This is a genomic window from Bacillus cereus group sp. N12 (assembly GCF_016483575.1).
Classification (GTDB): domain Bacteria; phylum Bacillota; class Bacilli; order Bacillales; family Bacillaceae_G; genus Bacillus_A; species Bacillus_A toyonensis.
Map to the genome: position 1 here is coordinate 20,611 of NZ_JAEHBO010000006.1, position 12,962 is coordinate 33,572.

A 12,962-nucleotide genomic window follows, 5' to 3' on the forward strand; every position below is an offset into this window, starting at 1 on the left:
ATAATGGGGGATGTAAGTATAGGTCAACATGATTGGAAAATGAAGGTTGCAACGAGAAATATTATTTTAATGATGATTGGAAAAATGACGTCCTTGTTAGGGGCGGGTATTTATACGTTTGCAATGGGGTTATACGTATTAAAGACAACTGGTTCAGGAATGGGGTTTGCAACTACTCTTATTTGCGGATCAATACCAAGAATGATCTGTGGCCCAATTGCAGGTGCTGTAGCTGACCGCGTCAATCGAAAATGGCTTGTCATTGGCACAGATTTATTAAGTAGTGTAACGATGCTTATTATGTTTATTCTTGCAACTACTTTTGGGCCATCACTACTGTTTATTTATGTATCAGCGGCATTATTATCAATTTGTGCAAGTTTTTATTCTGTAGCATTAACTTCGTCTATTCCTAATTTAGTAGATGAGGAGCGTATTCAAAAAGCGAGTGCTTTGAACCAGACTGCAGCATCATTATCGAATATTTTAGCACCAATTATTGGCGGAGTTGTATTTGGTTTCTTTTCAATTAAGTCGTTCTTTCTGTTAAATAGTATTACATTCTTTTTAGCGGTAATTGTACAATTATTTATCTTATTTGATTTATATAAAAAAGAAATGGTTGAAAGTAAAGAGCATTTCTTGATGAGTATAAAAGAAGGTTTTTCATATATAAAAAGACAGCATGAAATATATGGTTTAATGAAAATAGGGCTATGGGTAAACTTTTTTGCAAGTGCACTGTTCGTTTCACTACCATTTATTATTATTCAAAACCTGCATTTATCCTCGAAGCAACTCGGTGTTGTAGAGGGCATGTTAGCAGTCGGGATGCTAATTGGTGCGATTGCATTATCAGTACGTAAAGAAGTGAATAATCCGTTTCGCTCTGTTTATATTGGGCTGTTTTTATTTGCGGGTTTAAGTTTATGTACAGTCGTCCCATTGTTAGTTACCATTCCGAAAGTAGTAAGTTTTATGTACTATATTGCTTTTATGATTTTAACGGGTATATCAATGATGGCTGTAAATATCCCGATGCAAGTACATTTGCAAAAGACGACAGATCCAAGTTATTTAGGCCGCGTTTTCGGTTTGCTTGAAACAATTGCTACTGCCATCGCACCGCTTGGTATGATTGTATATGGATTATTATTAGATATGTTACCGACTAGCATTGTTATGATGACAATAGGCGGAGGATTATTGTTAGTTGTTTTAGTTGGAGTGAAGAAGCATGTAGCGAAAAAGCAAGTGGATGTGTCAGCCTAAAAGAAAATTTGACTTAATGATAAAAAATGACCAAATTAGTATTTTAGTTTTTGAAACTCTTTTTCATGTATGTTACAGTAAAGTGAGCAGGCAAAGAAAAGGAGAAAACATCATGAAAAAAATAAGTTTTGTTATGCTTTTTCTGTTAGTTGTAATGGCTGGATGTAGTAATTATGACACGTATATTGAAACAGGTATGCAATCATTGAAAGATGAAAAATATAGTGATGCAACAATGTGGTTCGAAAAAGCAGAAAAAGAGAAATCAGGAAATGAAGCGAAATCATATAAAGAAATTGCCGAGATAATGGATTACGGAGCAACAGCATTAAAAGACGGTAAGTATTTAGAAGCGAAAGATATTGCAAATGAAGTGTTACAAAAGAAAAAAGATGATGAACTTGAAAAAGCTGTAAAATCAAATGCAGAGAATATGCTTCAAAAAGCAAAAGATGTGGAAGAGAAAGTAAATGAAAGAGTGGCAAAGCGGAGAAAAGTAGAAGAAGAAGGAATCGATAAACTTATTAAAGCTGTCGATAGTATAGATGAAGTGAAAGAAAAAGAGAAAAAAGTTTCAGAAGCCTTAGATAAGGCTGAAGAGGCGCAAGCAAAAATTGAGGCGAAGAAAAATAAATAGAGTTTTAGTTTAAAAGGCTGTCGTGTATAACGACAGCCTTTTAATTTTTGGCTGCGAAAGAAATGATGCTATGTAGTAAAAAAGAAATGATTTTAGAATTCCATCTGTCCTCATGATGAATCGTATAAATGTTACGCTGAAATTCAAATCTTGGAATTGGTATATAGCATAGCTCATTTCGCTGTATTTCTTGTTCAATAGCAAGTTTAGAAATAAAAGCGACGCCATTCCCGTATTTTAAAATTTGTTTCATCGTTTCTAATGAATCTAGTTCAATTTCAGATTTGAATGTGATGTTATGTGCTAGTGTCCATTGTGTAAGTAAATCTCTCGTTGTAGATGGATTACGATGCAATAATATACGTTCTTTTTCGATATCTTGTAATGATACATTTGTCTTTTTAGCAAAATGATGTTCTTTGGAAAAAGCGAGAACAAGTGTATCAGGCATTACATTCGTTTGTTTTAAAAGTGGTTCATCAAATGGTGCAGCAGAAATTACTCCGAGATCAATTTCATGATTTTGTAGCATGATTCGAATTTCAGGAGCTGGTTTTACCATGAGCGTTATTTTTATATTAGGAAATTCGCATTGAAATTGGTGAACAACTTCTGGTAAAAGATAAGTCGCTGGTACATAACTAGCACCGATTGTTATAGCACCTTTATGAAAATCTTTAAACTCTTGTGTGACCCGCCTAGCTTCTTTCATAAGTGCATCTATTTTACAAGCATAATGATGCAATGCCTCGCCAGCCTCTGTTAAGAAATACCTTCCGGAACGTAATTCAAATAAAGACACACCGAGTTCCTCTTCTAAGCTTTTTATATGAAATGTAATAGTAGGTTGTTTCACGCCAAGTTTTTCTGCAACAATCGTAAGCTTTTTGTATTTCTTAATAAGCACTACAATTTCTAATTTTAAGAGATTCATTATGAATTGCCCGCCTTTTTTATTTTAACTATAGAAAAAATCTATAGAAATAAATAGTTTATTAGAAGTTTTTTAATTTAATCTTTACAGTACATTAACATTCAGTATAAATCTTCCATATAGAATGAAAGCAGGTTAAGAATGAGGGGAGAGAGGTGAAACGATGGATATTAAAATTTACGGATTAGAAAAGACATTTGGACAAACACAGGCGTTAAAACCACTGCAAATTGTCATGAAACAAGGGGAATTTACCACACTTTTAGGACCTTCTGGATGCGGAAAAACGACTTTACTTAGAATGATTGCAGGGCTTGAAGAGCCGGATAAAGGTGAAATATATTTTGGAGATAAGTGTATGTATTCTGGTGCGAAAAAAATAAAAACATCTCCTCATGAACGGAATATCGGTATGGTATTTCAAGATTTTGCTTTATGGCCGCATATGACTGTGTTTGAAAATGTTGCATTTGGATTAAGGGCTACAAAGCAAACGAATCATTTACGAGAAAAGGTAGAAGATGCGATAAAGCGAGTTCGCCTGCAAGGTATGGAGAAAAGATATCCACACGAACTTTCTGGTGGACAGCAGCAACGTGTTGCATTTGCTAGAGCAATTGTAACAAAACCTCATTTTATTTTGTTTGATGAACCGCTTAGTGCACTCGATGCAATTTTGCGTGAAGAAATGCGCTTAGAGCTTATGGATATCGTTCATTCTATTGGCTTAACGGCATTGTATGTAACGCATGATCAAACGGAAGCTATGTCAATGTCAGATCAAATTATTGTCATGAAACAAGGAGAAGTATTACAAAAAGGAACGCCAGAAGATATTTATGTGAAGCCGTCTCATGAATTTGTTGCAAAGTTTGTTGGTAAGGCAAATTGGCTTGTAGAGAATAAACAAATGGTTCGTCCAGAGCACGTGAACTGGGCAAAAAATGAAGTGTGCGATACGTATACAGGTGAAATTCAGCACGTTACATATGTCGGAGAACGTTATGAAGTGAAAGTAAACATGGGGACACTCGGTGTATGGACAGCTTATCACAATAGTAAGCTAAGCGTCGGCAAACCGGTATCGTTATATGTACCCAAAAAATGTATTCATCATATAGGGGGAGAGTCGTATGAAGAAATTCAGTTCGCTTAAGTCTTTATTTGTATGTACTTTACTATTTTCAGCTGTAGTAACAGGTTGTAGTTCAAAGACAGGTAGTGCAGATGCAAAAAATAAAAATTCTAATGAAAAGAAAATTGTTGTATATAGTGCAGGACCGAAAGGATTAGCAGAAAAAATTCAAAAGGACTTTGAAAAGAAAACCGGTATAAAAGTGGAAATGTTTCAAGGAACAACAGGTAAGATTTTAGCGAGAATGGAAGCTGAAAAGAAAAATCCAGTCGTTGACGTTGTCGTACTCGCTTCTTTACCAGCGATGGAAGGACTAAAGAAAGATGGTCAAACGTTACCTTATAAAGAAGCGAAACAAGCTGATAAGCTGCGTTCTGAATGGTCAGATGATAAAGGACATTATTTTGGATATAGTGCTTCAGCATTAGGAATTGTGTACAACACAAAAAATGTGAAAACAGCACCTGAAGATTGGAGCGATATAACGAAAGGAGAATGGAAAGGAAAAGTGAATCTTCCAGATCCAGCACTTTCAGGCTCAGCTTTAGACTTTGTAACAGGATATGTGAAAAAGAATGGACAAGATGGATGGAAATTATTTGAACAACTTAAGAAAAATGAAGGTACAGTAGCGGGGGCAAACCAAGAAGCGTTAGACCCAGTTGTAACAGGTGCGAAAGATATGGTAATTGCGGGTGTTGATTATATGACGTACAGTGCAAAAGCTAAGGGTGAACCGGTTGATATCGTATATCCAAAAAGCGGAACAGTTATTAGTCCACGTGCGGCAGGCATTATGAAGGGTAGTAAAAATGTAGAAGGTGCAAAAGAGTTTATTGATTATTTATTATCAGATGATGTACAAAAACAAGTTTCTAAAGCGTATTTATTGCCAGGTAGAAAAGATATAAAAGCTGAAAATAGACCGAATGTAGAAGAGATTCCAGTATTACATATTGATTGGAAAACAGTTGAGAAAGAACAAGATGCAATAGGAAAACAATTTAAGAAAGTATTTCAATAAGATGGTGATTACATGGTAAATCGATTCGTGTCAGTAAGACAAGTTGGAATGATAGTAGCCTTGTTATTTGTGGCGATGTTAATCGTCATTCCGCTTTTTCTCATTTTATTTTCTAGTGTATATGAAAATAGCAGTTGGAATTTTTTAAAGCCTTTTGAAGTCATGCAGAGTGGCGGATTAGCTGGGATTTTTCTGAATTCGATGCTACTAGGTGTACTCGTTGTAATAGGAGCTACAATATTTGCATTTCCATTGGCGTTCATTATGAGTAAAACCGATGTAGGGAAGTATAGTAAGTTAGATATTGTTTTTATGATTCCATTTATGACCCCGCCTTATATCGGATCGATGGGATGGATTTTGTTCATGCAACCTAACGGCTATTTTGAACAATTTTTTCCGATGCTAAAGACGATTTCATCATCGTTTTTTAGTTTAGGAGGTATGGTCTTAATTATGAGTCTGCATTTATTCCCATTCCTTTATTTCATGTTGAAAAACACGTTACTTCAGATTGGGAGTAGTAAAGAAGAAGCGGCAGCAGTTCATGGTGGGAGCTTTTTCTATCGTTTACGAAAAATAATATTGCCGTTATTAGTATCAAGCTATGTCATGGGTGCTTTACTCATTTTCGTAAAGACGATTGCTGAATTTGGAACACCAGCTACATTTGGGCGTAGAATAGGATTCCACGTGTTAACATCAGAAATCCATAAATTTATTTCGAGTTGGCCGATTGATTTTAGTAGTGCAACAGCATTATCTTCTTTATTACTTAGTGCATGTATGCTCATTTGGTATATGCAAAATGTATTGAATCGAAAGTATTCATATGCAATGGTTAGTGGAAAAGGTGTGAAATCTAAAAGGTATACTTTGTCTATATTTGCGCGCGTTGTAGCATGGGTTTATGTGATTAGTTTGCTAATCGTATCAATTGGTATCCCATACTTTTCTATACTGATTGCTTCATTGTCGAAATTAAGAGGCGGTGGCTTACATGTAAATAACTTTACAATAAGTCATTATGAAGCATTGTTTACAATGGGTTCTCCAGGATTAGAAGCTTTATGGAACAGTTTTCTTTTTTCGCTCGTAACAGCGGTTGTTGCTGTAATGATTGGAGTCTTTTTAGCACTTATGATTCGAAAGGGGAAGAAGTCTTCTGAAAAATGGCTTGATATGTGCGGTATGTTACCGAATATGGTACCAGGAATAGTGATGGTTGTAGGTCTTATTTTATTTTGGAATTCACCATATATGCCTATGTCCATTTACAATACACCTGTTATGGTTATCGTAACGTATGTTGTTCTTTTTTTACCTTATACAGTGCAGTATGTAAAATCATCGCTCGGACAAATTGATGACTCTCTTGTGCAGGCAGGAAGTATTTTTTCCGGGAATTATATTTATATTTTTAGGAAAATAATATTGCCTCTTATTATTCCTGGCATTCTCGCTGGATGGGCGATGACATTTACGATTTCAATACGAGAGTTAGTAGCATCGCTTCTCGTATTACCTCCATCAGTAGAAACGTCAGCAACGTTTATTTTTGCTCAATTTGAACAGGGGGAAGTATCTATAGGAATGGCGATGGCAGTTGTTTCTGTTGGACTTACAACACTATGCTTATTACTTCTGCAACATATGGAGCAAAAAAGAAAAGGGGTCGCATGATGAGGGTAGAAGTATGGGGAGGAGCAGGAGAGTACGGTCGTTCCTGCTATTTTGTAAAAAATAAAGAGACAAAAATCGTATTTGATTGTGGTATTAATCGATCGTATGAAGATAGTTATCCAAAAATAGAAAGAGAAGTCGTTCCATTTTTAGATGCGGTATTTTTATCGCATATTCATGAAGATCATACGATGGGTTTACCTTTATTAGCGAAGTATGGATATAAGAAAAAAATTTGGACAACTCGTTATACAAAGGAACAACTTCCAGCTTATTTTGAAAAATGGAGAAACTACAATCTTTCGCAAAGGTGGAATGTACCGTATAACGATCAAAATATAAAAGATTTAAATTATGTATGTATTGATGAGATTAGTAATCCAAATGAATGGATACAGATTACTCCTACATTGCGGTTTCAATGGGGGTATAGTGGGCATGTATTAGGAGCGGTTTGGTTTTTAGTGGATATGTGTAATACATACGTATTTTATTCTGGTGATTATTCCGCAGAATCTAATATACTACGAGCTAATTTACCTGAGAAGTTGCGAAGCAATATAAAAATTGCAATTGTAGATGCCGCTTACCATACTGATGATGTTTCGCAAAATGAAAGATTAGATGATCTATGTGCAGAAATTGAACGAGTTATGAAAAATAAAGGAATAGCATTACTACCGCTGCCGCAACTTGGTAGGGCGCAAGATATAGTATTGTATTTATATGAACGATATAAAGAATTTCCGCTTATAGTAGATAAAGAAATTTTGGCTGGATTTGAAGAGATGTTCTTATATAAAGATTGGATAAGAAATAATGAAGAACTTCAATGGGTTATGGAGAGTTTAAAAAGAAACATAATCGTTATGGATCATGACATTAGTATACAAAATAGTTACGGAATAGTTGTAATGAGTGATGCGAATATGCAAACGAAACGCGCACAGTTATACTATGAACAACTTCGGCATGAAGAACGGAATTCCATTATTTTTACAGGACATATTGCGAAAGAGAGTTTTGCAGAAAAAGTTATGAAAGAGCATGTAAGGAATACATGTAGGGTGAATCGAGTTCCGTATAAAGTTCATCAAAGTATGGGTGATGTTAAGGCCATGTTAAATATATTATTACCGGAACATACTTTGTTAGTGCACGCTCATAAAGAGGATACGGATCGATTACAACAAAAGCTAAGTACAGCAGGATATGAAAATATATATTCACTTGCAATGGAACGTATAGAAGTCATTTGAAATGTAAAGGGGATAGGTATATGAAAAAAGTATTTGTATTCGTAAGCATTTTCTTTTGTTGTTTCCTTTATAACGTTAAGGAAGGGCTTACTGCTAGTCCAATGAAACCTAGTTTTGAAGTGAAGTTATTATTAAAGCCAGAACAAGTATTAGGTTATAACAAAGAGATGAAGCAAGAGGTACTAGAACATTTCCAAGCTGGTACAAATGATGAAAGAATACAAGTGCAATTTTTAGATACGGCGAATAAAAGTTTAAGTAACGAAGGTTGGTTTGCGAGAATTCGAAAGAAAGAATTTAGTAAAGATTTTGAGCTAACATATAAAAAAAGATATCCTATTCAAAATGGTGTAATTCAAGATGCACTAGAAGTAGCTAAAAAAGAAGGATTTGATAGTAAAACTGATAGTTATGAGGCGGAAATAGATTGGGGATTTGGGAAGAAAACGTTAAGTATTTCAAATAAGAAAAGTTACAGTGCGAAAGGATATGGGGTACTTGATTTACCAAATGAACAAGCTTCTCAAAATATGTTAATAGAAAAGTTACCAGGGAAAATGAACAAATGGTTGTATACGAATTGGGGAGAAGAAATGTTAAGGGATTCTCACATTTACGGTCCTGTATTAATGAAACGATATACAGGTGAATTTGAAAATATAAAAACGAATATTGAAATTTGGCCATTAAGTAATACTGGGAAGATAGAAGATGACTTCGTAATAGAAGTGTCGTTTAAAACAAACGAGGAAAGTATTGCGACAAAACAAAGAGAATTATTAATGGCGAGTATAGAGAAAAAAGGATGGTTGTTACCGAAAGATAGTTTGAAGACAGAGCTTATTTTTCAGTAAATAGGAAAGAAGGAATCCATATGCCATGGATTCCTTCTTCTCATATATGAGCATTAAGCTAAGTCAGCTGACACGAACATATCACTATTTTGAAGATTTTTAGAGCGTAAACTATAAGCAACTACCTTCTTTTTATGTTGTTTTACAACATCAACATGCTCCTCGTGACTATAAATATAAAATGTAAAATCCTTTTTGCCACGTTTTGCATTGATTATTAAAGGAGTGCCTTCATTGTGAGGCGGTGCATAATAGCGATCTAAAAATAAACCTTCATTAAAATCATGAATGATTTGAGACTTTTTTTCGTCTTCTACGCTCTTCCCATTAATAGTAACAGTCACATTCTCTTCTTCAAGTTGTGGATGTGTTTCGTACTTGCTAATAATGGATTCAATAACAGAGTTAGGAAGGCTAGAAACGATAATTTTAAATGCCCCAAATACAACTAACAGTACAATAAACCAAGTCGTCATAGTATATCATCCCCTTTATTCTATTTAATAATATAACTCATATGGTAATAGTACATATGGTGAAGTTTTGTATAATTTGTGAAAAATATGCCATTTTTACGAACGAAATATTAGAAAAATCAATTTTGTTACAAAAAGTTGAAATCGAAGTATTTTAAAAGAAAAAGGTTTATAATAAAAATATAACTAATAACCACATTACTAATTATAAGGAAGTGTAACTATGAGTACTGTAGCAATCGTGTATGGTATTATTCTTTCTACAATTATTGTTTTATTTTTCGTTGGAGTTTCACGTTATATTCATAAATGGAAAGAAGGCGTTGCGAAATTAAATCACATTGAAGAAGAACTTAGTGATTTAATGTTACATCATGGTAAGTAAAAGAGTTATTATTTAACTAAACAATGTGAAGGATATCACAAAACATGTTTTCCTAATGAAAGCATGTTTTTTTATTATGTGCTGAATAGGCACATATCATCTATTTTTTCCATACGATACATCGTTAAGTACAAAATGTTAGGAGCGGAAAAGAGGGATGATATGAGTACGTCAGGTTATGTTCCAGATAATAAAAATTTAAAGAAAAGCTCAGGAACTCCAAACCTTTTCTTTGATTCAAGAAAAAATGTCTTTTTTAAAAGGGATGAGAAAAACGTTGCATATGAAGTTACTTCAACGCAGTTACCAGCAATGATTGGAGGAGCATTTGTTGATTTATTTATGACGAAGGGACATATGCGAGAACCGCATTGGCATCCGAATGCATGGGAATTAGATGTTGTTGTATCAGGAGAAGCAGTTACATCCATTTTAAATCCTGAAACGAATCAATTGCAAAATTATCATGTAAAAGCGGGGCAAACTGTCTTTATTCCAATGGGATGGTGGCATTGGATCACAGCCATAACAGAAGAAGTACAATTACATTTGTTCTTCAATAACGATCAGTTTGAAACAGCAGAAGGATCAGACATACTTAGATTAACACCACCAGAAGTATTTCAAGCTGCATACGGTGTAAGTGCAGAGAAATTAGAGAAGGACCTTTCGCCAATTAAGGAGTCAGTTGTAATTGGTCCACCTAACTCCAAACGGCTAAAAGATGTTAAAGAAAGTGACGACTCAAATATAGTCGTTACGCTAAATGGACAAATAACTTCATGTGAAATAGAGTAACTCTTTCTTTTTTAGGAAGAGTTATTCTGTTTTGTATAATTTTGTAATTAAATTCGTTATAATAATTATATAGAAGGGAATGTATCTGGCATTAACGGGCAGTAAAACTCCCACCTTAAAATTCGGCTGGAGCGAAGATGTTAGGTGAGAGTCGGGCTGCCCGTAAACGCCGATTGGTTCAACTAATAATCAGTGGGGGATGAACAACCCCACTGATTATAGTTTCACTTTATTAGAGGGGGTATATTGTGAACATATTTAAGATTATAGGAATTGTTGCAGGAGTGATTCTAGTAGCTGTTATAGCTTTCTTTGTCATTATGAAGTACTATTTGTCAAAAGAAGATCCTGATTACGTATTAAAGTACATAAAAGAACATAAAGACGATGAAACATGTTCATTATTTATTAAAAGAAATGGAGAAGTATTAACTTCTATAAATGCAAATAAAAAATTACCATTGGCGAGTACGGCGAAAATCGTAATAGCAGTTGAATTTGCTAAGCAAGTATCAGAAGGGAAAATAAGTCGAGATGAACAAATTTCATTGCAGGAGCTAGAAAAATATTACGTTAAAAACACTGATGGTGGAGCGCATCCTAACTGGTTAGAAGATGCTAAAGCGAGAGAGTTAGTGAAAAATGGACAAATTGCTTTGGAAGAAGTCGCTAAAGGGATGATTCATTATAGTTCGAATGCAAATACAACATATTTGTTAGAAAAGCTTGGAATAGAAAGAGTAAATGAAAGTATAAAAGAGTTAGAGCTTACTAGTCATGACAAGTTCTCTTCGTATACTGCTTCACTATATATGAGAGGGTATGTAGAAAAAGAGCTTCATGAGCCAGAAAATCAATCTTTAGAAACGATACGTAACATGTCAAAGGATGAGTATAATAAACATGTGTTACAAATACATGAATGGATGAAAGATGAAGAAGAATGGAAAAAACGGGATATCCCATTAAAGGTAGATATGGAATTTCAGCGAATTTGGTCAGATCGATTAGTGGGTGCAAACGCTAAAGATTATATGAGTATAATGGGGAAAATAAATAGTAGAAATTATTTTCCAAAATCAATGCAAGATGAAATTGAGAATATTTTTAACGGAACAGTTAAAAATAGTAAGTTTGAATACGCTGGACAAAAGGGTGGTTCTACCGCATTCGTATTGACAAAAAGTTTGTATACTACGGATAAAAACGGCAATAAGGTGGAAGTTGTAATTATGTTTAACGATATAGATAATCAAGTTGCATATCAAAAACTTAGAAGTAACATAGATTATTTTATTCAAGATTTTATAACAAGTAAGGAATTTAGAAATAAATTATAATGAAATAATTTTATTATGTAAACAAAAGAGTGCTTTTTAAAAAGCACTCTTTTCTATAAATGATACAGGATTTTCTAATTATGCCATTGAATATAGATTGAAAATAAGAAAGGAAGTTGAAGAATGACGACAATATATTTCGTTCGCCATGCCCACTCAACATATACAAAAGAAGAACGTGAACGGCCTTTATCTGAAAAGGGACACTGTGATGCAGAAAATGTAACACGCTTATTAAAAGATGGGCATATTGATGTTGTGATCTCTAGCCCGTACAAAAGAGCAATTCAAACTGTACAAGGAATTGCGAATACATATAATGTATCGATACAAATAGAAGAAGATTTACGGGAAAGGTTATTAAGTTCAGAGCCACTAGAAGATTTTAATGATGCTATTGAGAATGTGTGGGAAGATTGGACTTTTGCATACGAAGGCGGAGAATCAAATAATGTAGCACAAAAGCGTGCTATATTATGCATGCAAAATATATTGGAAAAATATAAAGGGAAGAATATTGTAATAGGTACTCATGGGAATATTATGGTGTTACTTATGAATTATTTTGATTCGAAATATGATTTTCAGTTTTGGAAAACAATTCAAATGCCTGACGTGTACAAATTAACTTTTGATAATAATCGTTTCATTTCTGCTGAAAGAATAGAGGAAGCAGGTCATCGGATAAATATTTTGTAAAAGTTTATCCAAAAAAGAGGAAAGAGAGAAGTTATTGTAGAAGTATGACTTTGTAACATAAAAAATATATGTTAAAGGAGGCTGTTTACATGTTTGAGAAAGAGAAAGAAGGGCTTATTGAAGTTCACAACGTATATGAAATTGCACCAGCAGATGGAACAATTATTGGTATGGCAACGGAAGAAGAAATGGAAATTGCTGCTGAGCTAGAGTTACAGTACTGTGCCCATTCTCGTTTGTTAGAAGCAAATATTCAGTTAGACGGTTCCTCCTATAAAGAGTTACTTCAGGAGTTCCAGGAGTATGAAAGAAAATCGATGAACTTTTGGCGAGCATTACATAAACGTTTAGCTGTGCCATGGGCATGGGTACTACGTATTGATGTTGCGAATGGTCCTATATATGTAAGCAATGGGTATTCGTATTATGAAGAAATTGATGATGAAGAAGATTATGAATAGATAAG

15 protein-coding genes are annotated in these 12,962 nt (G+C 34.2%); 13 read left to right on the top strand and 2 right to left on the bottom strand.

All coding sequences use genetic code 11. The features are described 5' to 3' along the window. The first annotated feature begins 3 nt into the window (after window positions 1-3). Both JDS92_RS05010 and JDS92_RS05015 read left to right on the top strand, forming a co-directional pair. Window positions 4-1,272 carry an MFS transporter gene (locus tag JDS92_RS05010; RefSeq protein WP_199631589.1) on the top strand — a complete coding sequence of 423 codons (1,269 nt, stop codon included), beginning with the start codon at window positions 4-6 and terminating at the stop codon, window positions 1,270-1,272. 112 nt (window positions 1,273-1,384) lie between these two features. Beyond that, the gene (locus JDS92_RS05015) at window positions 1,385-1,909 is read left to right on the top strand and encodes a COG3014 family protein (RefSeq protein ID WP_199631590.1); all 525 of its coding nucleotides are present in this window, start codon (window positions 1,385-1,387) and stop codon (window positions 1,907-1,909) included. Window positions 1,910-1,949: 40 nt separating this feature from the next. Here the strand turns inward: JDS92_RS05015 and JDS92_RS05020 are convergent, their stop codons facing one another. After that, window positions 1,950-2,843, bottom strand: coding sequence for a LysR family transcriptional regulator (locus tag JDS92_RS05020; protein ID WP_001050616.1), 894 nt, complete (start codon window positions 2,841-2,843; stop codon window positions 1,950-1,952). A gap of 163 nt (window positions 2,844-3,006) precedes the next feature. Here JDS92_RS05020 and JDS92_RS05025 point away from each other — a divergent pair, with 163 nt between their 5' ends. Genes JDS92_RS05025 through JDS92_RS05045 form a run of 5 tightly spaced genes read left to right on the top strand, consistent with a single transcriptional unit; the run spans window position 3,007 to window position 8,798 of the window. After that, complete coding sequence (locus JDS92_RS05025) at window positions 3,007-3,999, top strand: ABC transporter ATP-binding protein (RefSeq protein WP_000351834.1); 993 nt, start codon at window positions 3,007-3,009, stop codon at window positions 3,997-3,999. Continuing rightward, window positions 3,977-5,002, top strand: coding sequence for an ABC transporter substrate-binding protein (locus JDS92_RS05030; RefSeq protein ID WP_000714709.1), 1,026 nt, complete (start codon window positions 3,977-3,979; stop codon window positions 5,000-5,002). The genes JDS92_RS05025 and JDS92_RS05030 overlap by 23 nt, the downstream gene beginning before the upstream one ends. A 12-nt stretch (window positions 5,003-5,014) precedes the next feature. Continuing rightward, window positions 5,015-6,685 (top strand): ABC transporter permease, encoded by a 1,671-nt coding sequence (locus JDS92_RS05035; RefSeq protein ID WP_199631591.1) that lies wholly within the window; start codon window positions 5,015-5,017, stop codon window positions 6,683-6,685. Then, window positions 6,682-7,944, top strand: coding sequence for an MBL fold metallo-hydrolase (locus JDS92_RS05040; protein ID WP_142950824.1), 1,263 nt, complete (start codon window positions 6,682-6,684; stop codon window positions 7,942-7,944). The genes JDS92_RS05035 and JDS92_RS05040 overlap by 4 nt, the downstream gene beginning before the upstream one ends. Window positions 7,945-7,964: 20 nt before the next feature. Beyond that, window positions 7,965-8,798, top strand: a complete 834-nt coding sequence (locus JDS92_RS05045) for a hypothetical protein (protein ID WP_199631592.1) — start codon at window positions 7,965-7,967, stop codon at window positions 8,796-8,798. Between the two features lie 53 nt (window positions 8,799-8,851). Here the strand turns inward: JDS92_RS05045 and JDS92_RS05050 are convergent, their stop codons facing one another. Continuing rightward, window positions 8,852-9,274 carry a YfmQ family protein gene (locus tag JDS92_RS05050; protein ID WP_000214566.1) on the bottom strand — a complete coding sequence of 141 codons (423 nt, stop codon included), beginning with the start codon at window positions 9,272-9,274 and terminating at the stop codon, window positions 8,852-8,854. A gap of 41 nt (window positions 9,275-9,315) precedes the next feature. On the opposite strand from JDS92_RS05050, the gene JDS92_RS05055 reads away from it, so the two are divergent. The 6 genes from JDS92_RS05055 to JDS92_RS05080 all read left to right on the top strand — a co-directional run bounded on the left by JDS92_RS05055 (window position 9,316) and on the right by JDS92_RS05080 (window position 12,957). Continuing rightward, a complete protein-coding gene (locus JDS92_RS05055; protein WP_002011946.1) occupies window positions 9,316-9,432 on the top strand; it encodes a hypothetical protein in 117 nt (38 codons plus the stop codon). A gap of 65 nt (window positions 9,433-9,497) precedes the next feature. Then, complete coding sequence (locus JDS92_RS05060) at window positions 9,498-9,659, top strand: hypothetical protein (protein WP_000108701.1); 162 nt, start codon at window positions 9,498-9,500, stop codon at window positions 9,657-9,659. A gap of 162 nt (window positions 9,660-9,821) precedes the next feature. Beyond that, window positions 9,822-10,457: a cupin domain-containing protein gene (locus JDS92_RS05065; protein ID WP_000107762.1), complete on the top strand. Its 636-nt coding sequence runs from the start codon at window positions 9,822-9,824 to the stop codon at window positions 10,455-10,457. Between the two features lie 248 nt (window positions 10,458-10,705). After that, window positions 10,706-11,797 (top strand): serine hydrolase, encoded by a 1,092-nt coding sequence (locus JDS92_RS05070; protein ID WP_199631593.1) that lies wholly within the window; start codon window positions 10,706-10,708, stop codon window positions 11,795-11,797. 123 nt (window positions 11,798-11,920) lie between these two features. Then, window positions 11,921-12,496 (top strand): histidine phosphatase family protein, encoded by a 576-nt coding sequence (locus JDS92_RS05075; protein ID WP_199631594.1) that lies wholly within the window; start codon window positions 11,921-11,923, stop codon window positions 12,494-12,496. Window positions 12,497-12,585: 89 nt separating this feature from the next. Further along, window positions 12,586-12,957 (top strand): hypothetical protein, encoded by a 372-nt coding sequence (locus tag JDS92_RS05080; protein ID WP_000461765.1) that lies wholly within the window; start codon window positions 12,586-12,588, stop codon window positions 12,955-12,957. Window positions 12,958-12,962: the final 5 nt, after the last annotated feature.